Origin of the sequence: Rhizobium sp. LCM 4573 (assembly GCF_001854865.1) — a bacterium.
Classification (GTDB): Bacteria; Pseudomonadota; Alphaproteobacteria; order Rhizobiales; family Rhizobiaceae; genus Neorhizobium.
Window position 1 is genome coordinate 72,806 of the sequence record NZ_MDDW01000008.1, and the last position, 24,004, is coordinate 96,809.

Annotated in this window: 28 protein-coding genes and 3 pseudogenes; 23 read left to right on the top strand and 8 right to left on the bottom strand. The window is 60.2% G+C overall.

Annotated elements, in window-relative coordinates; translation table 11 throughout:
• Positions 1 to 42: 42 nt before the first annotated feature.
• Positions 43 to 990 carry a dihydrodipicolinate synthase family protein gene (locus tag LCM4573_RS14520; protein ID WP_071007102.1) on the bottom strand — a complete coding sequence of 316 codons (948 nt, stop codon included), beginning with the start codon at positions 988 to 990 and terminating at the stop codon, positions 43 to 45.
• 165 nt (positions 991 to 1,155) lie between these two features.
• On the opposite strand from LCM4573_RS14520, the gene LCM4573_RS14525 reads away from it, so the two are divergent.
• Complete coding sequence (locus tag LCM4573_RS14525) at positions 1,156 to 2,187, top strand: LacI family DNA-binding transcriptional regulator (RefSeq protein WP_071007103.1); 1,032 nt, start codon at positions 1,156 to 1,158, stop codon at positions 2,185 to 2,187.
• Positions 2,188 to 2,229: 42 nt separating this feature from the next.
• Here LCM4573_RS14525 and LCM4573_RS28575 read toward each other — a convergent pair.
• Positions 2,230 to 2,574: pseudogene (locus LCM4573_RS28575) on the bottom strand (aldo/keto reductase); the annotation flags it as partial.
• Between the two features lie 68 nt (positions 2,575 to 2,642).
• Here LCM4573_RS28575 and LCM4573_RS14530 point away from each other — a divergent pair.
• The 3 genes from LCM4573_RS14530 (at position 2,643) to LCM4573_RS28925 (ending at position 3,756) form a co-directional block, all read left to right on the top strand.
• Entirely contained in the window at positions 2,643 to 2,918 is a 276-nt protein-coding gene (locus LCM4573_RS14530; protein WP_071007104.1) for a BrnT family toxin, read from the top strand.
• Positions 2,887 to 3,165 (top strand): DNA-binding transcriptional regulator, encoded by a 279-nt coding sequence (locus LCM4573_RS14535; RefSeq protein WP_071007105.1) that lies wholly within the window; start codon positions 2,887 to 2,889, stop codon positions 3,163 to 3,165. The genes LCM4573_RS14530 and LCM4573_RS14535 overlap by 32 nt, the downstream gene beginning before the upstream one ends.
• 351 nt (positions 3,166 to 3,516) lie before the next feature.
• Positions 3,517 to 3,756 (top strand): FitA-like ribbon-helix-helix domain-containing protein, encoded by a 240-nt coding sequence (locus LCM4573_RS28925; protein WP_071007182.1) that lies wholly within the window; start codon positions 3,517 to 3,519, stop codon positions 3,754 to 3,756.
• Positions 3,757 to 3,838: 82 nt separating this feature from the next.
• Here the strand turns inward: LCM4573_RS28925 and LCM4573_RS27280 are convergent.
• A pseudogene (locus tag LCM4573_RS27280) lies at positions 3,839 to 3,976 on the bottom strand (aspartate-semialdehyde dehydrogenase); the annotation flags it as partial.
• A gap of 263 nt (positions 3,977 to 4,239) precedes the next feature.
• Between LCM4573_RS27280 and LCM4573_RS14545 the strand changes: the two are divergent.
• From LCM4573_RS14545 to LCM4573_RS14555, 3 genes are all read left to right on the top strand, one after another.
• A complete protein-coding gene (locus LCM4573_RS14545) occupies positions 4,240 to 4,614 on the top strand; it encodes a hypothetical protein (protein WP_071007106.1) in 375 nt (124 codons plus the stop codon).
• A gap of 252 nt (positions 4,615 to 4,866) precedes the next feature.
• Positions 4,867 to 5,112 carry a type II toxin-antitoxin system Phd/YefM family antitoxin gene (locus tag LCM4573_RS27285; RefSeq protein WP_083347446.1) on the top strand — a complete coding sequence of 82 codons (246 nt, stop codon included), beginning with the start codon at positions 4,867 to 4,869 and terminating at the stop codon, positions 5,110 to 5,112.
• Positions 5,109 to 5,564, top strand: a complete 456-nt coding sequence (locus tag LCM4573_RS14555; RefSeq protein WP_071007108.1) for a PIN domain-containing protein — start codon at positions 5,109 to 5,111, stop codon at positions 5,562 to 5,564. Before LCM4573_RS27285 ends, LCM4573_RS14555 begins: the two co-directional genes overlap by 4 nt.
• 214 nt (positions 5,565 to 5,778) lie before the next feature.
• On the opposite strand, the gene LCM4573_RS14560 is transcribed toward LCM4573_RS14555, so the two are convergent.
• The 5 genes from LCM4573_RS14560 to LCM4573_RS14580 all read right to left on the bottom strand — a co-directional run bounded on the left by LCM4573_RS14560 (position 5,779) and on the right by LCM4573_RS14580 (position 10,103).
• The gene (locus LCM4573_RS14560) at positions 5,779 to 6,540 is read right to left on the bottom strand and encodes an SDR family NAD(P)-dependent oxidoreductase (RefSeq protein ID WP_071007109.1); all 762 of its coding nucleotides are present in this window, start codon (positions 6,538 to 6,540) and stop codon (positions 5,779 to 5,781) included.
• A gap of 12 nt (positions 6,541 to 6,552) precedes the next feature.
• Positions 6,553 to 7,050 carry a 2,4'-dihydroxyacetophenone dioxygenase family protein gene (locus LCM4573_RS14565; protein ID WP_071007110.1) on the bottom strand — a complete coding sequence of 166 codons (498 nt, stop codon included), beginning with the start codon at positions 7,048 to 7,050 and terminating at the stop codon, positions 6,553 to 6,555.
• 91 nt (positions 7,051 to 7,141) lie between these two features.
• The gene (locus LCM4573_RS14570) at positions 7,142 to 8,119 is read right to left on the bottom strand and encodes a Gfo/Idh/MocA family protein (protein ID WP_071007111.1); all 978 of its coding nucleotides are present in this window, start codon (positions 8,117 to 8,119) and stop codon (positions 7,142 to 7,144) included.
• Positions 8,120 to 8,129: 10 nt separating this feature from the next.
• On the bottom strand, positions 8,130 to 9,326 hold the full coding sequence (locus LCM4573_RS14575; protein ID WP_071007112.1) for a mandelate racemase/muconate lactonizing enzyme family protein: 1,197 nt from the start codon (positions 9,324 to 9,326) through the stop codon (positions 8,130 to 8,132).
• 18 nt (positions 9,327 to 9,344) lie between these two features.
• Positions 9,345 to 10,103: an IclR family transcriptional regulator gene (locus LCM4573_RS14580; protein WP_244505319.1), complete on the bottom strand. Its 759-nt coding sequence runs from the start codon at positions 10,101 to 10,103 to the stop codon at positions 9,345 to 9,347.
• Between the two features lie 251 nt (positions 10,104 to 10,354).
• Between LCM4573_RS14580 and LCM4573_RS14585 the strand changes: the two genes are divergently transcribed.
• The 16 genes and pseudogenes from LCM4573_RS14585 to LCM4573_RS14660 all read left to right on the top strand — a co-directional run bounded on the left by LCM4573_RS14585 (position 10,355) and on the right by LCM4573_RS14660 (position 23,999).
• Entirely contained in the window at positions 10,355 to 10,786 is a 432-nt protein-coding gene (locus tag LCM4573_RS14585; RefSeq protein WP_071007114.1) for a VOC family protein, read from the top strand.
• 127 nt (positions 10,787 to 10,913) lie between these two features.
• Positions 10,914 to 11,150 (top strand): iron-containing alcohol dehydrogenase, encoded by a 237-nt coding sequence (locus tag LCM4573_RS28280; RefSeq protein WP_244505321.1) that lies wholly within the window; start codon positions 10,914 to 10,916, stop codon positions 11,148 to 11,150.
• An 89-nt stretch (positions 11,151 to 11,239) separates the two neighbouring features.
• Positions 11,240 to 12,439: a mandelate racemase/muconate lactonizing enzyme family protein gene (locus LCM4573_RS14595; RefSeq protein WP_071007116.1), complete on the top strand. Its 1,200-nt coding sequence runs from the start codon at positions 11,240 to 11,242 to the stop codon at positions 12,437 to 12,439.
• Positions 12,440 to 12,528: 89 nt separating this feature from the next.
• Entirely contained in the window at positions 12,529 to 13,662 is a 1,134-nt protein-coding gene (locus tag LCM4573_RS14600) for a mannonate dehydratase (RefSeq protein ID WP_071007117.1), read from the top strand.
• Between the two features lie 60 nt (positions 13,663 to 13,722).
• Positions 13,723 to 14,931, top strand: a complete 1,209-nt coding sequence (locus LCM4573_RS14605; RefSeq protein ID WP_071007118.1) for an ABC transporter substrate-binding protein — start codon at positions 13,723 to 13,725, stop codon at positions 14,929 to 14,931.
• Positions 14,932 to 15,005: 74 nt separating this feature from the next.
• On the top strand, positions 15,006 to 15,866 hold the full coding sequence (locus LCM4573_RS14610; protein WP_071007119.1) for a carbohydrate ABC transporter permease: 861 nt from the start codon (positions 15,006 to 15,008) through the stop codon (positions 15,864 to 15,866).
• A complete protein-coding gene (locus tag LCM4573_RS14615) occupies positions 15,863 to 16,714 on the top strand; it encodes a carbohydrate ABC transporter permease (protein WP_071007120.1) in 852 nt (283 codons plus the stop codon). The genes LCM4573_RS14610 and LCM4573_RS14615 overlap by 4 nt, the downstream gene beginning before the upstream one ends.
• A gap of 16 nt (positions 16,715 to 16,730) precedes the next feature.
• Positions 16,731 to 17,546, top strand: coding sequence for an aldo/keto reductase (locus LCM4573_RS14620; RefSeq protein ID WP_071007121.1), 816 nt, complete (start codon positions 16,731 to 16,733; stop codon positions 17,544 to 17,546).
• Positions 17,547 to 17,570: 24 nt separating this feature from the next.
• The gene (locus LCM4573_RS14625) at positions 17,571 to 18,641 is read left to right on the top strand and encodes an ABC transporter ATP-binding protein (protein WP_071007122.1); all 1,071 of its coding nucleotides are present in this window, start codon (positions 17,571 to 17,573) and stop codon (positions 18,639 to 18,641) included.
• Between the two features lie 3 nt (positions 18,642 to 18,644).
• Positions 18,645 to 19,400: an SDR family NAD(P)-dependent oxidoreductase gene (locus LCM4573_RS14630; protein ID WP_071007123.1), complete on the top strand. Its 756-nt coding sequence runs from the start codon at positions 18,645 to 18,647 to the stop codon at positions 19,398 to 19,400.
• Between the two features lie 41 nt (positions 19,401 to 19,441).
• Positions 19,442 to 20,194, top strand: a complete 753-nt coding sequence (locus LCM4573_RS14635) for a ribonuclease activity regulator RraA (protein ID WP_071007124.1) — start codon at positions 19,442 to 19,444, stop codon at positions 20,192 to 20,194.
• Between the two features lie 78 nt (positions 20,195 to 20,272).
• Complete coding sequence (locus tag LCM4573_RS14640) at positions 20,273 to 20,737, top strand: heme-degrading domain-containing protein (RefSeq protein WP_071007125.1); 465 nt, start codon at positions 20,273 to 20,275, stop codon at positions 20,735 to 20,737.
• 360 nt (positions 20,738 to 21,097) lie between these two features.
• Positions 21,098 to 21,349 (top strand): type II toxin-antitoxin system Phd/YefM family antitoxin, encoded by a 252-nt coding sequence (locus tag LCM4573_RS14645; protein ID WP_071007126.1) that lies wholly within the window; start codon positions 21,098 to 21,100, stop codon positions 21,347 to 21,349.
• 2 nt (positions 21,350 to 21,351) lie between these two features.
• Positions 21,352 to 21,792: pseudogene (locus tag LCM4573_RS14650) on the top strand (PIN domain-containing protein).
• Between the two features lie 353 nt (positions 21,793 to 22,145).
• Positions 22,146 to 22,898: an IclR family transcriptional regulator gene (locus tag LCM4573_RS14655; RefSeq protein WP_071007127.1), complete on the top strand. Its 753-nt coding sequence runs from the start codon at positions 22,146 to 22,148 to the stop codon at positions 22,896 to 22,898.
• A 3-nt stretch (positions 22,899 to 22,901) separates the two neighbouring features.
• Positions 22,902 to 23,999, top strand: a complete 1,098-nt coding sequence (locus LCM4573_RS14660) for an ABC transporter substrate-binding protein (RefSeq protein WP_083347448.1) — start codon at positions 22,902 to 22,904, stop codon at positions 23,997 to 23,999.
• Positions 24,000 to 24,004: the final 5 nt, after the last annotated feature.

Consider the following 24,004-nt stretch of genomic DNA (forward strand, 5'->3'; position numbering starts at 1 on the left):
TCTATTAAAAGCGCCCCCGCTTGAAGGCGGGGGCGTCGCTGATTACTCAGCGGCCATCAGTTGCTCGACCCGGCCAATGCCGGCCGCTTCGAAGGCTGCAAAGATTTCCGCTTCGGCTTTTTCGCCGAGGTTCTTCAGCGGCTCCCGGATGGTGGCATGATCGAGCACGCCTCGATGAACGAGACCAAGCTTCAAGGCGACGGTACCTTCCATATGGGAGCCACGGTGATAGACGGCCCGGGTGACGGGAAGGAGACGTTCGAAGATCTGACGGGCTTCCGGATAGTTCTGCGCCTTTCCGGCCTCGATCAGATCGATCAGCAGTTCCGGTGCGATATTGCCATAGCCGACAAGCAGGCCGTCGACATCGAACATGGTCGGCAGCAGCCATTCGTCATGGCAACTCAGGATCTGCAGGCTCGGATTGGCCTTCTTGAGTTCAGGAATCTCCACGTACCAGCGCTTCATGTTGCGGACACCATTTTTGGTGGCAACCACGCCATCCTGGGTCGCGATGGCAAGCTGCGTATCCAGATCGTAGGAAGCCTTGGTGGCATCCGGATACTGGAACAGGATGCATTGCAGGCCAGATTCCTGCCAGATCGCCCTGTAACGGTCCTGCGGTGCGCCCTTCTGGAAGCCAAAGCGTAACCAGCCGTGGTTCGGGTAGACGAGTGCGCCGGTGGCGCCGGCGGCTTTGCACTTCTTGGCCTCTTGCGCGGCAACCCTGGTGCCTTCGCCGGTGATCCCGGCGATGATCGGAATTCGGCCATCGACTGCTTCTACATAGGTGCGGATGAGCTTCAGGCGCTCTTCCTCGGTCAGGAACGTGCCTTCGCCGGCATGGCCAAGAATGACGAGGCTCTTCACACCATCCATGCCTGCAAGCCATTTGGCGATACGGGCGTTGGCCGCATAATCGACCTCTCCGTCGCGGGTGAACGCGGTGACCGGTGCCGGGCTCAGACCTTTCAAATCCATTGCCTGCATGGGATATCTCCTCCTTGATAAGCCGCTGCCCGCCTTGCGATCAGCGATGGGATCGTTAATGGGAACGTTCCCACTATCGTTTCCGATTTTACTGGAGTCAACATTTTTTTTGTTGCATGCTGAGAGCATCGAACAGCAAGAACATCGTAACCGGAAAAAAATGAAATGGATTCAAGGTCCGAAGACGCGAACCGCCAGGCAAGGGTGACCATCCTCGATGTCGCGTCGGCTGCCGGTGTTTCGAAATCCACCGTGTCGCGCATCCTGGATGAACGACTTCCCCGATCCGACAACGAAACCTCGCGCCGTGTCCGGAAGATCGCGGAGGATATGGGTTATGTTCGAGATGTCTCCGCTGCGAGCCTCAGACGCGGCAACACGATGACGGTCGGCGTGATCGTCCCACGGCTGACTGACACGGTTATGGCGATGCTCTACGAAGCCTTGGCGAAAGCGTGCAGCAAAAGCGGCCGCTTCGCCATTGTCGCGACAACCGACGACAAACCCAGGGCAGACCGGCTTGCAGCCGAGTCGCTTCTGAAACGAGGCGTTGACGGATTGATCCTGTCGACGGCACGCGAGGATGATGATTTTCCTGACGAGCTATTGGCCCGGGGTGTGCCTTTTGTCCTGGCTCTGCGTACCGACGGACGGAGCCTTTCCTCGATCGGCGACGACCGCTTGGGTGGATACCTGGCGACGCGCCACCTCCTGGATCTCGGCCACCGTGATATCGGCGTGATCGCCGGTCCTTCATATGCCTCCAGTTCCCTCGGGCGCGTGGAAGGCTACAAGCAGGCTTTGGAGGAAGCTGGGCTTCCGATCCGTCCGGAATGCATTATTCCGTCGACCTTCGGAATCGACGCCGGAGCGGATGCAGCCGAGCAGCTCATGCGCTTGAAAAATCCTCCGACGGCGATTTTCGCCGTGAACGACAATACCGCGATCGGCGCGCTTTCCGGTCTTTCGCGTCTGGGGGTTTCCGTGCCCAACGATGTTTCGATCGTGGGTTACAACGATATCCCGATCGTCAGCCATCTTCCGACCCCGCTGACGACGCTGCGCGTGCCCTTCGAGCAGATTGCGTCAAACGCCTTGGATCTGCTTACGAGTGGCGCTGAGTCGGCGGACGACCGGATCCGTATCTCTGCCCCCACCCTCATACCCCGAAAGTCTTCTGCCAAGGCCACGCCTTGAAGGAAATCGACCCGGCACGCCAAGCGTCCCGCTTCGTCCGTGTTCCAGCCATCGAATCTCTTCCGGTGAAAGCCTTATCGTCGCTGCGGCGAGGCTGTGACGCAGTTCTGCGAGGGTTGCCGGACCGATCAAGGGAACCACCGGCCAAGGTTGATTTAGGACATAGGCGAGTGCGATCTGGATCGGTTCCTTCCCGAGACGACGACCAAGCTCCTCCGCCCGCGCTCTTCGCTGAAAATTCAACTCGGAATACCAGGCACGAACCAGATCGCGATCCGACAATTTCTCCCGCCCTGCCCTGTCGATGAAGAAGCCGCGAGCCTGACTGGACCAGGCAAAATTGATAACCTTCCGCTCCTTCAGCAATGACAGGAGAGACCGGTTCAAGGAATGCCGAGTTCAGGAGCGAAAAAGGGATTTGCAGTATATACGGAAATCCCGTATGATCATAATCTATGACGGAAGGTAGGTTCGACCCCGCCAAGGACGCGGCCAATCGCGAGAAGCACAAGTTGCCGCTGATCTTTGGCGATCGGATTTTTGAAGGCAACAACCATCTGATAATCCCATCCATTCGCGAGATCGATGGCGAGGAACGGTTCGAGGCGGTTGGCATTGTCGGAGAGAAGCTGTTCACCGGCGTCTTCGTCTGGCGGGGCGAGTTGCCCCGCTTCATCTCGGTGAGAAGGAGCAACAAGGGTGAAGAAAGAGCATATCACACTACCTGCTGACCCGGCTGACGACGAAGATTTTGACGTGACGGCCGAGGCCATGGATCGGAGCCAGCGCGCACGCCTGATCCGCAAGACGAGGACCGGGCTTGGTCTCTCGCAGTCCGAGTTCGCCAGCCGCTTCCGGGTTCCGGTCGGCACGCTGCGCGACTGGGAACAGGCGCGGGCGACCGCACCGGATTTCGCCATCGCCTATGTGCGCGTGATCGGTCAGCATCCGGATATGGTGGCCAAGGCCATTGCATAACTGGCATTTGCCGGAGATGCGGCCTGTATATTGTGAGTTTTGGGATTTTCGCGATAGTTGTGCGCTCATTGGGCAAGCGCCGGCGCGAAAGGAGGGCGTTTATTCACTCTGCTCAATACTCGTTCGGGATCGGCAAGACCACGATGGCGTACCCGCTGGCGCACAGCATCCCCGGAGCGGTCATTTATGACCCCGAGTGAGCTGGATTTGCTCTACCTTGACTCAATGGATGCTCGGCTTGGCCCCAAGCAGCCGCGGGACCATCAAGATCTCGCAATCTGGCGACGATTGATAGTCAGAGAGGATCCGGATTGCTATCATTGCTCCCGATGAGATCACGGGAGGCAAATGATGCCTGGAAATCGGCATGTCCGTATTCTGGACGACGAACTTATTTCAAGACTTAAGATCCGGACAGCCCAACATGAACGATCGGCAGAAGCGGAGCATCGCGAGATCCTGCCCCAAGCTCTGGCGAACGAGGGTGGAGCTGTTTTCGACGACCTTGCCGCGGAGTTACGGAAGCTGACAGCCTCCCGTAAGCACACACCCTCGGAAGCCCTGCTACGAGAAGACCGAGACGAGCGCTGATGGAAACCGCTCGTCATTGACGCCGACAGGGCAGTAGGCTGCCTCTCTCTCCRGTGCCGCGCTCAAAATCCGGATCAAGTTCTCAATGCAGTTTGAATTCGCCGTCGACGCGGCGCCACTCGCTAGGGCCAATGAGACGCCGGTGGGTATAGCGGACGGAATGGAGCGGCCCGTCTAGGTTCTCCTGCCAAAAGTCAACGAACTTCCGCATCTCGGGAAAGTAGTCTGGAAAACGAGAACTGTTCACCGATATCCGCTGAAGCGGCGGCCACGTCTTTGCGTTGCTCGTCTCAGCGACAAACGTTTGGCGCCCGACGGAGAACTTCGTTCCGGAGACTCCGCACGACGGCGCCACAGACAAAAGCAATAACTGCGTACCACCGGATCGGCCTGATATGGGAACCACAGGCACGAAAATTCGACAAATGGTATTCGAGACGTGCCAAATCCACTACGCTGGAGCTGTCCGGTCGGGGAGGCACCATGCCCAAATTGACGCTTACCTTATCCGCACTTTATCTGGCCCTTGTTGGCTTGGCGCTGATGTTCTTTCCGCTACAGTTTGGCCGCGATGCCGTGCCGACGGACGCCGCCCCCGAATTGCTCGCGTTGCTGCGACTCCTCGGTGGGCCGTTTCTCGGCATCGCGATGCTTAACTGGCTGTCGAGAAAAGCCGAACCTTCCACGCTCCGCGTCGTCATACTCGCAAACATCGTCGGCTTCAGCGCCGTCGCGGCAAACGACATCTGGGGCGTCGTCAGCGGCGAAGCGCGGGACATTGCCAAGCTATTTCTGGTTATCCATCTGCTCTTTACATCAGCCTTCGTGGCGGCAGCGGCTCGCAGAGACAAACTCTGAGGTTCTGTACTGATGCTCGTACCAGCACGCCACCCGACCATAAAGCACCTCAAGGCGATGGGTGGTGAGTTGACGGATACCTCGACAATTCGCGTGTTGAAGAGCGCGCTTGAATCGGTCGGCGCTGTCTTCATCCCCGGAAGCGGTGGYGGCGCGGGCATGCGGAATGACGCGGCGGACAATTTAAGACTTRCAAAATCGAATCCACGCGACCATATGTAGGTAAAATAACTACTACTTGCGGACACCTCCATGGAAAAAGCCGTATCAGCAGCAGAGGCCAATCGCCGCTTCTCCCTGATCCTACGTGAGGTTCGGGAGGGAGGCAGCTATGTTGTGACCAGCCATGGTAAACCCGTTGCACGCATTCTCCCCGCCGACGCTCGCGAAACGACCGCGGCCGGTGCTCGATCTGCCTTAATTTCCCGCCTCGAAAAGCAGTCTATCGTCCATACGGGAAAATGGTCACGCGATGAACTCTACGAGGATGAGCCGTGAGGGTTGCGTTCGACACGAATGTCCTTGTCTATGCCGAAGGCGTGAATAGCAGCGAGAAACGCAATATCGCGCTGGATCTCGTGCGGCAGCTTCCGCAGTCATCGGTCGTCATTCCGGTACAGGTACTTGGTGAGCTCTTCAACGTTCTGGTGCGCAAGGCCGACAAAAGCCGCAGTGAAGCGCGAGAGATCCTGCTGAGCTGGAGAGATACGTTTCCGGTCATGCCGACCACGCCGGAAGCAATGATGATCGCTGTAGATCTCGTGACAGATCACAGGCTCAGTATGTGGGATGCCGTCATTCTGGCGGTCACCTCACAAGCAGGTTGCCGCCTGCTGCTATCGGAAGATATGCACGAAGGCTTCACATGGGGGGGCGTCACCGTCGTCAACCCTTTCGCGACTCCGCGGCACGAGCTTCTTTCTATCCTGCTGAGCAGCCATCCAAATTGAGCGTACGAATCCGAAGCGTTGAACGAGAAAAGGCCCTTATAACGGCTGGCGATTACCGGGCCTGGCGGCTCGAAATGGTAGTGCCGGTAGAACGGAATGTTGTTCGGATTCGAGGGTAGCGGGCTGGCGCGTGATCGCGATCACACCGTGCAAGTGCGTACGCATCGAGGCGTCGCCGTGGCCATCGCCTTGACGTGCCGGGTCGACATCCGATTCAGGCGATGAGATACCCGCCGTCGATCGGAAGGATTGTCCCGGTGATGAATCCCGCGACCGGTGAACACAAAAACAGCACGCCACCGACCAGATCCTCAGGCTTTCCCCATCGCCTGAGCGGCGTACGGTTAATGATGGCCGTTCGGCGTCCTTCGTCCTGCTGCAGTTCCCTTGTCAACGACGTCTCGATCCAGCCAGGCGCGATGGCGTTCACGCGTATCCCCTCCTGAGCATAGGCAATCGCGAGCGACTTCGTCATCTGGACGATGCCTCCCTTACTGGCGGAATACCCGGGCACGAGACCGCCGCCGAAGAAGGACAGCATCGATGCGACATTGACGATGCTGCCTCCGCGTTCCGCCAGTTTCGGTCGGGCCGCGGCGCAGACCCGCATGCTACCGGTGAGATTGATGTCGACCACATCAGCGAAGACGTCCGGATCAAGCTCCTCACCACGCCGAATGACACCAGCGCAGTTCACCACTACGTCCAGCTCCAAAATGCTGGATACCAGCCGCTCCACCGCAACCCGGTCCCGCACGTCCAGGCGCTCGATTCGAGCTGCCGACAACAAGGGATCCTGGCGTGCCGCTTCGATCTCGGCCCCGGTTACGCCAGTGCACACGAGCTTCGCTCCCGCCTCGGCAAACCCGCGGCTGATGCCGGCGCCGATACCCGACGTTCCTCCGGTGACCAGAACGGTCTTGCCGGTGAACCAGGCGGCGGACCAGTGCCGGGCGACGGGATCATGGTGTGCCATCGGCTCTGCTCCTCAGCGAATGAACTGATCGATATAATCGGCGCCGAGGCCAACCTTTTCATAGTGGGCACGGCACATGTCTATCTTCGTGAAGACGTCCTCATACCCCGCATGCCGGTTCTCCTGGTCAAGATAGATCATGCAACCGGTAATGTTGAAGAAGGTGATCATCTCGGGCACGTCCTCCGGCACGGTGAGCGTGTGGATCTCGCCCGGCGGTTCGAAGACGTAGGAGCCCTCACTCGCCACCCAGTCGTGCTCCAGATAGTGCCACCTGCCCTTGAGYACGAAGCCGTGAACAGGATTGGGATGCAGGTGCCGCGACAGCACTCCGGACTTGCGCACCCTCAGGAGATTGCACCATTGGCCGGCCAGCGTGTTCAACATCAGCGGCCGGAACCAGACGTCAGGCGCCTGCGGCACCCAGACACGCTCATCATCCGGTATCGCGGTGACGGCAATTTCGGGCGGCGCGAGCCGATGGGTGGTACCCTGCATGTCCCTATACATCGTCAATTCCTCCTTACAGGTTGGAACGGAAATCTCTTCTCAGCGGGCCGTTTTCGACGAGTGAGCGATATCTAGTCTGCCACAGTGGCCCCTATAAACCCTTCCGCCTTAGACCAGACGCCGCGTAGATCGCATCCACCGCCTTCATGTTGCCGATGGAATCGTCGCCACCGGTCGGGAGAGTTGAACCCTTCTCCACCGCATCGACGAAGGCTGCAAGCTGGTAGTCATAGGTAGTGYCGCCGCCCAGCGTGAACTCGCGGTAGCTGTCGCCGAACCATTCCCGGATGGAGTGCCCTTTGTGCGGCAGGCACGGATTGTCGATCTCGATAGTGCCGTTCTCACCCTCGATCCGCAACAGTCCTCGAAAGGGTGGACTGGCGATATCGGCAACCATCTGCGCGCCCACGCCGCCAGGAAAGGCCATATCCACTTCCATGCGCTGGTCGACGTTAAGCGGCGTCAGCTCTGCGCGGGCGGACAGGATCTCCGGCTCCTCCCCCATGAAGCTGCGCAGCCAGTGCACCGGATAACACCCGAGATCCATCATCGCACCACCGCCCTGTGCGGGATCGTGGCGGATATTGCCGGGATCAAACGGAATGTCGACATGGAACTCCGCCTGCAGTGAACGGATTTGTCCGAAGGCCCCGGAGGCCTTGCGTTCAAGAAGATGCAAAAACACCGGATGATAGCGGTCGTGAAACGCCTCCGCGAGCACTCTGCCGCTCACCGAGGCCGCTTCCACCATGCGTCTGGCCTCCTCAGCGTTCATTGCCAGCGGCTTTTCGCAAAGCACGTGCTTGCCGGCCCTGAGCGACCTGATCGTCCATTCGGCATGTGCCACAGGCGGCAGGGCATTGTAGATGATCGTGATCTCCGGGTCGGACAGAAGATCGTCATAGCTCGAATACGCCCTGGGGATSCCGTGGAGGCGGGCATAGTCGCCGGCAGCCGCCTTTCGCCTCGATGCGATGGCGTAGATGATACTGTCCGTGCGGCGGCGGGTGGGCTGGATAATGGACCGAGGCGCTATGCCCGCAGCGCCCAGGATGCCGATCTTCTGCATCTTTGCCTCCTCAATCGAAGAAACTGCTGTCTTCCTGCGAAAGATACCGTCTGGCGCGCTCGGGGATGATCTCCACGCCCATCCCCGGCCGGTCGGGCACCTCGATCGTGCCCGCCTTGACAATCGGCGAGGGGAAGCCCTCGACGATATCGGCCCACCATTCGGGATCCGCCGTCGTGTACTCGAAGGCAATGAAGTTGTTCGGAAGCGTGGCCGAGACCTGAATCAGTGCGGCAAGACCGAGAAGGCCGTTCGCGGTCCCGTGCGGCGCCATCATGATGCCGTGCAGATCGGCATATTCGGCTATCCACTTGAGCTCGGCGATACCGCCAACGTCGGCAGGGTCCGGCCCGACCACATGGACGGCGTGGGTTTCGATCAATTCCTTGAAATTCTGGCGGAGATAGATCTGCTCACCGGTATGGATGGGTGTGGTCGAGCACCGGGTAAGCTCTCGATAGACGCCGGCGTTGACCCAGGGCGTGTAGTCGCCCGAAAGGAGGTCCTCCAACCAGAGGAGGTTGTAGGGTTCCAGCATGCGCGCTAGCCGGATCGCGTCCGGCAGCATCCATCCGGGGCCGCAGTCCAACGCCAGACCAATCTTGTCGCCGGCGACCTCCTTCATCGCCGCGACGCAATCGACAAGATGCCTCACGCCCGTTTCGGTGATCGGCCCGCGGTCAAGCGCACCGTGGAAGGGGCTGGCATTCGGTTCGCCGTAATAGAAGTTCGATACCTCGCGCTTCATCGGCGAATGGAAGCCGATCGGCTGCTTGATGATCGTGAAGCCTTCCGACAAGGCCATCATCTTGCGGATATCATCGGCATAATCCTGCGGCTCGTAGCCGCTGAAGGGAAAACGCATGGAGCCGTTGTAGACCCGCACCCGATCGCGCACCTTGCCCCCGAGCAGCTTGTGGACCGGCAACCCCGCCGCCTTTCCGGCAAGGTCCCACAGCGCCATCTCGATGACGCTGACGGCGCTTCCCCAGGGCTTGAAGCCGCCCCGCTGGCGGATTTTCAGCATGACCCGCTCGACGAGCGTCGGATCTTCGCCGATCAGCGCGTCGCGGAAGGCAAGGATGTGCGGCTTGAGGTAGGGTTTCCAGGTTTCAGCCTGGGCGAAGCCCGAAATTCCCTCATCCGACACGATGCGCACGATAGGGCTCTTGCCGATCACGGCACATTTCACATCTACGATTTTCATGCGAGCTCCCGAATACTGCTAGACTGGAATGGCCGCGCTGATCGCCTTGGCCGCCTCCAAGGCGGCCAAGCGAATTTCCTCCATGCGGCTGGGATGCGTTCCGGCAAGGAAGGGAACGCTCAGGGCTGCCACCATCTTGCCTTTGTGGGTGAAAACAGGTGTCGCGAAGGCCTGAATGCTGGGCGCGTTCTCGCCTTTGTCCTGCGCCCATCCGAGACGTCTGATGCGTGTCAGCTCGCTGCGCAGACGCTTTGGATCGGTAACTGTCTTGGCCGTGTATTTGACCAGGGGACGGGAAAGCCAGTAATCGAGGCCGTCCTTCTCGAGATGCGCGAGGAGCAGCTTGCTTGCCGCCCCCGCATGGATCGGCATCCTCTGCCCGGGCGCCACGGTGAGCGCATATTCACGTCGCCCCTGCGCGGCGGCAAGGACCAGGACGCCCTCCTGATCGAGGATGCTGAGCTTGACGCCCTCGCCGAGATCGGCTGCCAGTTTCTCGAGGTAAGGCTGGCAGATGGCTGCGAGATCGTATTCCGTCGCCCGCACGCCGACATGCGCGGCCAGTGAAATCAGCCTGCGGCCGAGATGGTAGGCGCCGCCATCGTCCCGATAGACCATCTGGTGCTGCTGCAGCGAATTCAGGATCCTGTAGATCGTCGTCCGCGGCAGTTTGAGGGCTCCGGTCAGTTCGCTGATCGTCAGCCCCTTTTCCTTCTTCTCGATCTCGCCGAGCACATCCATCATACGATCGATGACGGGAATGGTATGCTTGCTCATACCTTCTTCGGCGACCGCCTCGTCCATTGACTACCTACCCTGTTGACAAATCATCCCCTGTCATTAGCATACATATATGAACTGTCAAAGTTCATATTTGGATAGTCGAGGGAGGCGGCGCTCCAGATATCGGCATAGGGAGGATTGCTCCGCGTCTTGCGCGGGCGGATGCGCCCTTTGATGTGGCCGTGGACACGCAGCGGCCCACCCGAACCTCTCCTTTTGTCTTGGTCCAATCATAGGGGCTCCGAATGCTGACTGTTTCCTCGATCACCCATGTCGCAATCCGGGTTAAGGACATCGATCGAACGCTCGACTTCTACGTCAACAAGCTCGGCTTTTCGGAACTGCTGCGCCTGGACCGTGATGACCGGCTGTGGCTCGTCTATCTGCGCATCACTGATGACCAATATCTGGAGGTGTTTCCGGAAGGCCAAGGCGTCGACGCCCCAGGGCCGGAGGCCGTAGGCTACAACCACATGTGCCTCGCCGTGCCGGATATCGAGCAGACTGTCCGTGAACTGGCGGCCGCTGGCGTGCCGCTCACCCGCCCGAAGATCCAAGGCGCCGACGGCAACTGGCAAACCTGGATCACCGATCCGGACGGCCACCGCATCGAACTCATGCAGATGGCGCCAGACGGCATGCAGGCGACCGCGATCGCACGCCTTCGAGGCCGTTGACGATGGCCAGGATAAGCTACCTGACCGCGATCGATTTCGGCCACGGGAAGCTGAACGAACTGCCCATGGCAGTCTCCGACCTGAAGGTCTCGCGGCCGCTGTTCCTCTACGACCGCGGCCCGGCATCATCCAGGCTGACGGGCAAGGTCTTGTCCATGCTGCCGCCGGACACCTCAAGCACCTCGAAACACCGCCAAACCCGTCGGAAACCGCGGTCCGCCAGGCTCTCGACCTTTACCGGGCCGCCGGCTGCGACAGAATCGTGGCGCTCGGCGGCGGCTCGCCGATCGATCCGGTTGGCGGTGCTCGGCGTTACGCCGGTCTGCTTCGACTGGGTGATGGAGCGGGCGCTCCCCGACCATAGCCACGCCACCAATGCCGTCACCCCGTCGGCTAACAACCATCGCGTCATGCCCCAGGAAGCACTGGGCTAACCGCCAGGAAATGTCCGCCATGAAAATCACTGCCCAGAAGGTGTTTATCGCAAACGTGCAGCGGACGAACTTCGTGTTCGTCAAGCTCTATACCGATGCCGGGATCGAAGGCGTCGGGGAGGCCACGCTGGAATGGAAGACGAAGACGGTTGTCGCCGCACTCGAGGAACTGGACCGGGTGCTCGTCGGGCGCGACCCGTTCGCCGTCGATGCGATCATAGAACAGCTCCACCGGGACAGTTACTGGCGAACCGGTGCCGTGTTCCGCACCGCGCTCGGCGGGATCGAAGCGGCCCTTCTCGACATCAAGGGCAAGGCATTGGGCGTACCCGTCTTCGAACTTCTGGGCGGCAAATTCCGCGACCGGGTCGAATGCTACGCAAACCATTGGTTCTTCGGAGCGACCACTCCGGAGGAATATGCGGCCAATGCCCGCAAGGCGGTAGCCATGGGCTATCGCGCGCTGAAGTGGGATCCCTTCGACGTCGCCGATCTTGAGATGGATCGCAGTCAACGCCGCCGGACCATCGAGATCGTCGAAGCCGTCCGCGATGCCGTCGGTCCCGATATCAACCTGATGCTTGACGTGCATGGCAGGCTCAACGTCCCGACGGCGATTGCCATGTGCCGGGCGCTCGCCCCCTATGATCTGACCTGGATCGAGGAACCGACACCGCCCGAAAGCATAGACGCGCTGGCGGAAGTACGTGCAGCAAGCCCGGTGCCGATCGCAGCCGGCGAGCGCTGGTATGAGCCGGGAAAATTCCTGGAGGCCCTGTCGAAGAAGGCCGTCGACATCCTGCAACCGGATGTATCCCWTGCCGGTGGCATGGGCGAGACCAAGCGGGTCGCACACCTTGCCCACGCGCATCTCATTCCAGTCGCGCCGCACAATCCCGTCGGGCCGGTGATGAACGCCATGACACTGCACGCTTCGGTGGCCATGCCGAACTTCTCGGTGTTCGAGACGGTGTCGGTCGACGTTTCGTGGCGCAAGGAACTCGTGCGGGAAACGCTGGAATTCGAGAATGGTGCGCTCCTGGCGCCGACGGTGCCGGGCCTCGGCGTCGAGTTGATCGAGGAGGCGTGCGAGCGCTTCCCCTATGAGCCAACGAACGTTCCGCTTTTCGATGGCTCGATGAACACGAGCGGGGTGGCGACCGGTGCCGAGACACTCTCCGGCGGTGGAGCGAAGAACGCTCCCGCTAAAGGGAGTTGACAGCAGCCGTCCTTACCAACATAGTTATATTTAGAACAGATGAAGTTCATATTTGAACTTACTGTTGGCAGCAATGGGAGGATAGCTGCTTGAGGGTCGGGATTTCCCTATACGGATCGCTGCTTAGTGAAGCAGGCGCACGCTTCGCGAGCCAGCTCGGCGTCGAGGATGTCGTCGTGCATTTGACGGACTATAGCCGCAACGCGGATGCGAGCGCCTATACGGCGGGCGGTGTTGGTCCGATCAACGGCGAGTGCATCGACGCCCCTTTATGGTCGTATGATCGTCTCGCCCAGCTTTCGGACATGCTGTCACGCCACAATCTGCGGATTGCCGCGCTGGAGAACATCTCACCGAATTTCTGGTCCGATATCCTTCTTGATGGTCCGCACAAGCAGGCGCAGATGCGTGACCTGCAGCAGCTGGTGCGGGATATGGGCCGCGTTGGAATTCCGGTCCTTGGATACAATTTCTCGATCGCCGGCGTATGGGGCTGGCAGCGCAAGYCAATCGCCCGGGGCGGCGCGCTGACCGCCGTATTCGCGATGGACGAATTCGATGCCCAAAGTCCGCTCCCGGACGGTATGGTCGGCAACATGCGCTATCGCCTCGCCGTGCCCGGAGCCACGCCGCAGACGGTGGACGAGGTGACGCTCTGGTCCCGGCTCGAATGGTTCCTGCAGGAACTGGTGCCCGTCGCGGAAGAGGCCGGCGTCCGGCTGGCAGCTCACCCGGACGATCCACCGGTCGAACGTCTGCGCGGCACCGCGCGTCTCGTCAACACGCATGCGAAATACGACCGCCTTCTCTCGATGGTGGAGAGTCCGGCCAATGCGCTGGAATTCTGCATCGGCTCGCTGGCCGAAATGCGTGAGGGCGATGTCTACGAGACGACCCGCCATTTCGCGCGTCGCAACGCCATTGCCTATGTCCATTTCCGCAACGTGCGCGGAAAGGTACCGAACTACATCGAGACCTTTGTGGACGACGGAGATGTCGACATGGCCGAGATCGTGCGGGTGTTGCACGAGGAAGGCTACCAGGGCRTGCTCGTGCCCGATCACGTTCCGGAGCTCGACTGCGCCGCCCCCTGGCACGCCGGCCACGCCTATACGATCGGCTACATGAAAGCGCTGATCGCGCATGCCGATGCATTGGGCAGACGCTCTCCAGGGATCGCCCGCGACAGGGGCGATACATTCTCTCTGGCCGCGGCCACATAGATCACGGCGGCCTGCAAGGCCGGAGACACGACGACAGCGGATTTCATATGGGAGGTAAACATGAAAACGTTGACGAAAATGACGCTTGCCGCGACGGCATCGTTCCTGGCAATGGCAGCCGGCGCCTTTGCCGGTGAAGTGGTCTGGTGGACGCCGAATTTCAATGAGGCCCGGGCTCGCCAATTGGTCGAGAAGTTCCAGGCGGCCAATCCCGACATCACGGTAAAGCTTGAGATCACCACCACGGATGGCCTGCCGCAGCGTATTTTGACGGCGCTTCAGTCCGGGGCGGCGCCTGATGTCATCGACGTCCAGCACGGCTGGGTGAACKGCTATGCGCAAAATGACCTTGTGGCGCCCCTCGATGAGGTCGTGACGGATCGCGAGGACTACATCCCGGCCGCATTGGAATATAACACTTGGGACGGCAAGCTGTGGGGTGCACCTTATCGCATCGAAACCCACGCGATCATCATCAACAAGGCCGATTTCAAAGCGGCCGGCCTCGACCCGAGCAATCCTCCGTCAACATGGGAGGCTTTCGCCGACGCAGCCAAGAAGCTGACGGCAGACGGCAAGTCCGGCTTCGCCATCACCGGCGGTGGCGAAGTCGGCAACACGATATTCCGGTCCCTGCCCTTCATGTGGATGGTCGGCGGCGGCATCATCTCGGACGACGGCAAGCAGGTTCTGGTCAACACCCCTGAAACGGTCAAGGCGGTCACCTATTACACCGACTTCTTCAAGAATGGCGCCTCTCCCTCCTCGACGCTCGAGAACGACGGCACCGCCAACCGCCGCCTCTTCATCGCGGAGAAGGTTTCGATGTACCAGTCCGGCCAGTTCGACATCCAGTCGATCCGCAAGGAAAACCCGAAGATCGACATCGACGTGATCCCGATCCCTCACCCGGACGGCGRCAAGACCGCGGCGATCCTGGGCGGCTGGAGTCTTGTCGTCCCGAGCGCAGCCAAGAACCCGGACGACGCCAAGAAGCTTGTCGGATTTCTGGCTGAATCCGAAAACCAGGCCGTACTGACGGATACCTTCCCTGCTCGCATATCGGCAATGGAGGCTGAGCGCTTCCAGGACCCGATCCTGAAGGTCTTCAAGGATATGCTCCCCTATGGCCGCCCCGTCCCGGCACATCCGAACTGGGTTCAGATCTCTCAAGCCTACTTCGACGGCATTCAGCGCGTCCTGCTGGGCGATGAGAATGTGCAGGAGGCCATGGACGGCGCTGCAGCTGAAATCGAAGGGCTTCTTTGATCCCTCCCGTCCGGGAGGCGCGTGGGTCTTGCCAGGCGCCTCCCGGCCCCCTTGCGATTTGGGAATGGTAACTGATGCAAAAACAGTCAGCAGGCTATCTGTTCGTTCTTCCTGCGCTGATGGTCCTTGGAATGCTGATCGCTTATCCGATCGCCTATACCGGACTGCTGAGCGTAACGGACAATGCCGRAAATTTCGTCGGTCTGAACAATTTCRGGCGCATCCTGGCGGCGCGAGCCACTCCGACAGCCTTCTGGAATACGCTCTGGTGGGTTTTCGGCTCGATCGTCTTTCAGGTGGTGCTCGGTGTTCTGACGGCCGTGYTGCTGAACCAGAATTTCCGCGGAAGAGCGGTTGTGCGATCCGTGACGCTGGTGCCATGGGTCGTGCCGGGCATCGTCGCAGCCACGACCTGGGCATGGATGCTGCATACCGAGTTCGGCATCATCAACTACATGCTGACGTCACCGGGCGTGATCGACAAGCCGGTCGGCTGGCTGACCAACGGCAACACCGTGATGCCGGTAATGATCGCCATCAATATCTGGAAAATGTTCCCCTTCGTGGCCATCATGGTCCTGGCGGGCCTGCAGTCCATCTCCAATGATCTTTATGAGGCGGCGCGGATTGACGGTGCAAGCTTCTGGGAAGAGGTCTGGTACGTGATGCTTCCCCAGGTTCGCTCGGTGATCGTTGCGGTCACGCTGCTCCTGGTGATCTGGGCGCTCAATCACATTACCATCATCTACGCGATCACGCGCGGCGGCCCTGCCAATCGGACCTTGATCACGCCGATCCAGATCTTTCGGACGGCTTTCGAAAATGTTCAGTTCGGYCAGGCGGCGGCCCTTTCGGTCATGTTCTTCGCCGTCGCGATCGGGATCGTGTTCATCTACATCAAAACCCTGGCCTCCGGCGCGGAGGAAATGCGATGAACCGTAAGACCGAAACCCTGAAGCGCCCCGGTTTGCCCATATGGCTGATTGTCGTAGGCTCCGTCCTGCTGGTGTTCGTCTGCCTGTTCCCCTTCTGGTGGATGGTTCTTTCCTCGGTGAAGACGCTTCGAGAACTCTACACGGTACCGCCGATCTGGTGGCCCGAGATGCCGACCTGGGACAACTATCGCAAGGTTCTGTTCGAATCCAACATCCCGCGCTACTTCCTCAACAGCATCGTCATCTCGGTTGGATCGACGGCGCTTGCGCTGGTGCTGGCGATCTTCGCGTCCTACGGCTTCGCCCGCTTCAAGTTMAAGGGAAAGCCGCTGCTGCAGTCGCTAGTGCTGGTCGGACAGCTCCTTCCGACCGCCGCCATCATCGTCCCCCTGTTCATTACCCTGCGGGTGCTCGGTCTGGTGAACACTTACTGGGGTCTGATCCTTGTCTACATGATCATCACCCTTCCCCTGTCGGTGTGGATGCTCACAAGCTATTTTAAGAATATTCCCGTGGAACTGGACGAGGCGGCGATCATCGACGGCGCCAGCCGTCTGGGCTGCCTGTTCCGCATCACCCTGCCCTTGTCGCTGCCGGGGCTGGCCTCCGTCATGGTCTATGCCTTCGTCACGACCTGGAACGAGTTCATCTTCGCGCTCTGCTTCGCCACGGATTCCTCCGTGAAGACCCTGCCGATCGGGCTTGCGGAATTTTCGACGGAGTTCAACACCGACTGGGGTGCGGTCATGGCTGCATCCGTGGTGATGACCCTGCCGATCGCCATCCTGTTTCTATCCATGCAACGGCTTTTCGTCGGCGGCCTGACGGCCGGCGCTACGAAGGGCTGAGCCTTAGGGGAGTATCATGAGCTATAACGCACCTATCCCGCAACTCGGTCTCGGCACATACGGCCGCACGGGTGACGAGGGCATGCAGGCCATCTTGACGGCGATCGAGATCGGCTACCGCCACATCGACACGGCCCAAAGCTACGATACAGAAGGCAATGTAGGCGAAGCGATCCGTCGCTCCGGCCTGCCGAGATCCGATTTCTTCGTGACGACCAAGGTGGCCGATACCAATCTGTCGAAACCTGATTTCCTCCCGAGCGTCGAAAAGAGCCTCGAAACGCTCGGCACCGGGCAGGTCGACCTTCTGCTCATCCACTGGCCGTCGCAGGACGATCAGGTGCCGTTCGAAGACTATGTGCTCGCACTTGCCGAGGCGAGGCAGCGCGGATGGACAAAGCACATCGGGGTTTCCAATTTCCCCATCGCCTTGCTGGAGAAGACTTTCGCGCTGATAGGCCGTGCGTCGGTCGCCACCGACCAGGTCGAGATCCATCCCTATCTGCAGGCGCCGAAGCTCGCAGGCTACTGCCGCGACAAGGGGCTGACATTGACCGCCTATCAACCGCTCTACAAAGGTGCGGTCAACGACGACGCACTCCTGAAGAGCATCGCGGCGGAGCACAGCGTCACGGCCGCCGCGATCGCGCTCGCCTTCCTCATGGCCGAAGGTCATGCCGTCATCCCGGCTTCCGGGAGCGAGAAGAACCTCAGGGCAAACTTTGCAGCACGGGATGTCGCCCTCACCGCCGACGAGATCGCCCGCATCCGAACGCTGGACCGATCCGTCCGCCACATCAATCCAGCCAAGTCCCCCCGCTGGGACGATTGAGGCCATTCTGACAGGAGACCGCAATTGGCACCGGTAACGATCAACAATGTTCGGAAATCCTATGGCGCCTTGGAGGTATTGCACGGCGTATCCATCGACATCGCCGACGGCGAGTTCGTTGTCCTCGTCGGCCCATCCGGCTGTGGCAAGTCCACCTTGCTGCGCATGCTTGCGGGGCTGGAGGACATTACGGCGGGCGAAGTCGCCATTGGTGAGCGGGTCGTGAACTCGCTTCAGCCGAAGGAGCGCGACATCGCCATGGTTTTCCAGAGCTATGCCCTTTATCCGCATATGACGGTCGAGCAGAACATGGGCTTCTCGCTGAAGCTCGCAAGGGCGCCTAAGGCGGAGATCCGCGAGAGGGTTCTCAAAGTGGCGAAAATGCTCAACCTGGAAGACTACCTGAACCGCTATCCCCGCCAGCTCTCGGGCGGCCAACGCCAGCGCGTCGCCATGGGACGGGCCATGGTGCGCAACCCCGAAGTCTTCCTGTTCGACGAGCCGCTTTCCAATCTCGACGCAAAGCTGCGCGTGCAGATGCGCTCCGAGATCAAGCAGAACCATCAGCGGCTGAAGACCACGACCGTTTATGTCACGCATGACCAGATCGAGGCCATGACCATGGCCGACAAGATCGTCGTCATGCATGGCGGCATCATCGAACAGATCGGCTCCCCGCTGGAGCTCTACGACCGTCCGGCCAACCTCTTCGTGGCGGGCTTCATCGGCTCTCCAGCCATGAACTTCATTGGCGGAAAGATCGGTATGGGCAGTTTCGTCAGCGCCGATGGGACGCGGATCGCCTTGCCCGCTGCCGCCGGACAGGTCGATGGAAGAGACGTGAAGCTCGGTCTTCGCCCAGAGCACCTGGTCCTCGATGCGGACGGACATGCGGCCGAGATCATCACGATCGAGCCAACAGGCGCCGAAACCCAGGTCCTGATGCGACTGGCTGGCCATGAGATCGTCGGTGTTTTCCGCGAGCGCATCACGCACAAGCCCGGCGAACATCTCCATGTCTCTCTCATGCCTGATCGCATCCACCTCTTCGACGGTGATACCGGCCGGCGTGTCGAGCTTGGCCAGGAGGCTTGAACCATGGCGATCTATCCGGATCTCAAGGAAAAGACGGTTCTCATAACCGGCGGAGCAAGCGGCATTGGAGCAGCCCTGGTGCAAGCCTTTGCCGAGCAGGGCTCGAAAGTGGGCTTCCTCGACCGCGACGAGGCAGCGGGCGTTGAGCTCGCCGAAAAACTATCCGCAGAAGGACGGCAGGTTTTGTTTGTCCCTCTCGACCTGTGCGACATCGAGGACCTTCGTTCCGGCGTCGAAGCCGTCCGGCAGAAGCTCGGGCCGATCACCGTTCTCGTCAACAACGCCGCGCACGACGAGCGGCATGCGACGGAGGAGGTGACGGAAGACTATTTCGACGACCGCATCGCCACAAACTTCAAGCACCAGTTCTTCGCCTCCCAGGCGGTGCTGCCGGACATGAAGGCAGCCGGTGGCGGGTCGATCATCTGCATGAGTTCGATCTCGTGGATGGCAGGCTTCGGTGGTATGGCGCTCTATACCGCCGCAAAATCAGCCGTGCTCGGCCTCGTCCGTTCTCTCGCCCGCGATTTCGGCCCATTCGAAATACGGGTCAACGCCATCTCGCCGGGCTGGATCATGACCAAGCGCCAGCTCGATCTCTGGCTGACGCCGGAGGCGGATGCGATGCGAAAGGAGCGTCAGGCCCTCAAGCGCCGCCTGCTGCCTGAGGACGTGGCCAAGATGGCGCTCTTCCTGGCCTCCGACGAGGCCAGCGCCATCACCAGCCAGAACTACATCGTCGAYGGCGGCTGGGTCTGACCAACCGTTCTTCCCAAGCATTTTTCACCGAGGTCCACCAGATGCAATCTCCTGCAGACATTAAAGACATCACACGCCCACCGCGCGAACTGTGCGACGCGCTTGCCAGAATCGGCACGGCGACCGCCAGCAGCGAACTCAGCCTGATGGGTATCCGCGACCCGCAAATTCGCGGTCCACAGCCCTTGAAGTACGGTCGTTCGGTCGCCGGTCCGGCGCTGACGCTGCAATGTATGCCGAAGCGGGAAGATCTCTACGGCTCGAATGAATACGAGAACCCCGAACTCCAGCTTCATCGACATGTTCTCTATCCAACCCAAGCCGGCGACATGGTGGTGGTCGACGCGCGCGGCGACATGGCAAGCGGCATCTTCGGTGAGATGATGCTGACCTTCCTCGCCGGCCGGGGCGGCGCCGGTGTGGTGATCGACGGCTGCATCCGCGATTCCACCAAAGCCAAGGAACTTGACCTTGGAATTTGGGTGAAGGGCGTGACGCCGAATTACCATGCCCAGACGGGACTGATCCCCTTCGCCGTGAACGTGCCGATCGCTTGCGGAAACGTCCTTGTCATGCCGGGTGACATCATCGTGGCGGACGATGACGGCGTCATCGTCGTACCGGTAGCGCTTGCACCGGAGGTGATCGAGCGTTCCAGTGAGCATGCGGAGTGGGAGGAGTTTGCCCGCTTCAGGCTCTCCCAAGGCGGTGATCTGCGTAAATATTATCCCCTCACCGACAGTGTCCGGGACGAGTACATCGCCTGGCGCGACAGACAGGGTACAGGGGCCTGACGAGTACGATCTGAAACTGCGTCGAACATTGCCGGGCATGGCTCGGCTGTGCCTTTCAGCCACCCTGCGGAGTACCAAATGCCCACCTCTCCAAGTATCGAAGACTTGCTGGCCGAGGAAGATCGCGTCTGGCTGGACCGGTTCGACTACGACTTTGCATGGTTGCTCGGCTCCGAGATCCGGCGGCTGGCTTCGAAAGAGAGGCTGCCGATTGCAATCGAGATCGCCCAAAACGGTAATCCTGTCTTCACCACCTTGCTTCCCGGCGCATCACCCGACAACTGCGTATGGGTGAAGCGTAAGCGGGCTGTTGTCGAGCGCTTCCACCGCAGCTCGCTCTACATGCGGCTGCTCTGCGAACGTAACGGCGTCGACTTTCATGCACGCTATCGGCTCCCGGCAACCGATTTTGCTGCGAGCGGAGGCGGCATCCCGTTGCGCCTTCACAATGCAGGCCTGGTCGGGGTGGCAGCCGTCAGCGGCCTGCCGGATGTTGAGGATCACCGTATCATCATGCAGGCGATCGCGAACCTGACGCATTGATGTCGCAACGGAGGCTGAAGATGTTCGGGGCGTAGATAATCAGTGAAACTTGCCGAGACATCAACCTCCGTTTGCAACTGCCTTGCAGTTGCAAACGACGCTCCGGACGTTCAAGGGATCGGCGAGCTCCCGGGTTCAGTTTTACTGACTTGCTTCAAATTCTGCATGAGCTTTCGTCATAGGCATCTGCGTTACCAAACTGGTTGCGCCTTTTGTTCCTTCTGGAGGAATTGCGGTTCTGACGGTAATCCGCGCGCCGCGCGAGAAAAGCGGAGTCCTGCAAGGGACCCTTTGAGATTATGTCGCTTGATTCGGGCCCGCAAACTCATATGACTACTGGTAGTCATGTGGAGACGCGATATGAAGGAAATCCAGCTCAGGGATGCCAAGGCGAAGCTTTCTGCAGTCGTTGATCAGGCCGTGGCCGGAGAGCCCACCGTTATCACCCGTCATGGCCGCAAGGAAGCCGTTCTGGTTTCCTTCGAGGAATGGCAACGGGTCTCCAGGGTGCCGGATTTCGCCGACCTGCTTCTGGCCTTTCCCGGTGAGCCGGCAGACATTCCCGAACGGTCGCGCAAGTCTGCCCGCGCGTTGCACGAAAATGGTCTCTGATCTTGTATCTTCTGGACACAAATATCGTATCGGCCGATGCGCCAACCAAGCGCCAGGTTGGCGTCGAGGCGTTCGCGGCGTGGATGCAGGCGCATAGCGACCGCCTCCACCTTTCGGCCATTACTATCGCCGAGATTGAGGCCGGCATAGCCCGCGCGGACGGAATCGGGGCGACGACGAAGGCTCAGACCTTGCGCCGCTGACTCGCTACGGTCGAACACCTCTATGAGGGGCGTATCCTGTCCTTCGGCATCGAGGAGGCGAAGCACGCTGGTCTGATCCTCGACCGGGCGCGAGCTCACGACCCCGGCTTTGAGGACATTGCCATTGCCGCCACCGCCGCGGCGCACCGCCTCACTGTTCTGACTGCCAACGAGCGTTATTCCGAGCCGCTCGACGTGCCGCTTGCCAATCCCCTGMAGCAATTGCCCATCATACAATAACGGATGTGCCCTGTTTGGCCTCTTCGCGACGTGCCAGTATTTTCGATGGCCTTTGCTGGGCTGCCACTCAATCTATCGACATTCACGGGCCTAGGTTTGATGATGCCTCGCCGTAGAGCGAATGCTTGTCCTCGGCGAATTTGACCATGCGCCCGAAGCCCGGATCAGCCCTATTCGTTCCATCTCGCTTCGGATCGATGTTCAGCTACCTTCACGATCGCTCCCTCCTTTGACAAGGCAAGGCTTGCGCGGGAGCGCCATTCTCCTGGGATTGAGATTTGCGGCCTCTCTTGACCTCTCATGGGATTTTCATTATTTTATACGAGTTCAATATACTGAACAAAGGATAAGCAATGAGCGGACGCGGCGTCGAGCGTGTTTTGGATATGATCGAGTGGTTTGCGGCTTCACCGGAGGGCGCAAGCCTTACGGAGATCGCTGCAGCACTTGCGATGCCGAAGTCGAGCGCACTCCTCATGCTGCAATCGCTGACCGAGCGCGGTTACATCCATCGGACGCCGTCCGGGGCGTACCAACTGCTGAGGCTTCCGGGCGAGATTTCCCCCGATGGGCGCAACTACGGCGCCTTGATCGCACTGGTGTCCTCCTATCTCTCGAATGCAGTGCAGGAGACGGGAGAGAGCGGCTTCGTTGCCGTGCTGGAAGACCAGTCGATCCGCTACCTCAATAAGGTTTTGCCGAAGCGGGAAATCCTCTACGACCGCGACATCGGACCGACCCGTCCGGCGCACAAGGTTGCAAGCGGGATCGTTCTTCTTGCCGCCGGCAGCGATGCCGAAGTCGAAGCCTATGCCGCATCGGCTTCCCTTTCCGACGCCGAGCATTCGACCCTTCGCAAGGCCGTCGAAAGTGCCAGGACAGCGGGCTTCTACCTGAATGCCATGGGCGTCGTCGAAGGTGCGGCCGGCGCCGCCGCCCCGATCGTCGGAGCGGGCGGCAAGGCAATCGCCGCACTCAACATCTCCGGGCCGCAAGTGCGGTTCGTCACTCATTCCGACCGCATATGCGAGGTGGTCCGGGAAACTGCGGTCGCGATCAGCGAGGAGCTGGCGCGGCGCAGTCGTCGTCTATCCAAAGGGAGGTAATTCATGAAACTCGTGACGCTTTCGGCCATGGCCGGATTGTTTGCCGGCATTGCCGGTTTCGCCCAGGCGCAGGAGGTGCCGTCCTACTATCCGGCCGATTATTCCAAGATTATCGAGGGATCCCGATCGGAATCCGGCCTGATGATCTATTCCAACATGGCCGATAACAATTGGCAGCCCATCCTCAAGGGTTTCAATGCCAAATACCCCTGGATAAAGGTCGAGACGGTCGACCTCGGATCGGGCACCGTCCACTCGCGCTGGGAAGCCGAAAAGGGATCGAGCGCGCGTACCGCCGACGTGCTGGTTTCCGGTGCAAACGACCGCTGGGCCGCCTACGGCAAGGACGGCGCGATGGAGGACTACAAGAGCCCCGAAATCGCCCATCTGCCGGAATTCGCCCACCCCTATCCCGGCGTGAACGTGCTTTCGACCGATCCGCTGGTCATCACCTATAACGCAGCACTTCTGCCGGAAGACCAGCGTCCGAAGGGATTCGCCTCTCTGGTGGAAGCCGCGACCGCCGATCCCGACACCTTCCAGGGTAAGATCACCACCTATGATGCCGCACGCAACAGCTTCGGCCTTGCCGCGTGGTGGAGCTATATGGACAAGGAAGGCGATGCTGCTTGGGAAGGGCTTCGCAAGATCGGCCCGATGATCCGCGGCGAGACTTCCGGCGGCCCGATGAACGAGAAGATCGCGACGGGCGAATACCTGATGGGTATCGCCGTTTCCGGCATTACCATCTTCCCGCGCCTGGAACAGCCGGGCGGCGAGATCCTCGGCTTTGCCTTCCCCGACGACGGCACCATCATGATGCTGCGCGGCATGGRCATTCCGAAGGGGGCGGCCAATCCGAATTCGGCCAAGCTGTTCGTCGACTACGCTCTCAGCCAGGATGGCCAGACGCAGGTCGGCAAGGGCGGGCTCGTTCCCTACCGCGAGGACGTCGCGGAAGATCAGGTACGCTACACGTTCCAGAAGATCGGCAGCCAGATCGGAAACGAAAACATGATCATCGCCGGTTTCGACCAGCGTCTGATTACCGAAGCGGGTCCCTTCGTGGAGAAGTGGAACGCGGCAATCGCCGGCCGTTGAGCCGG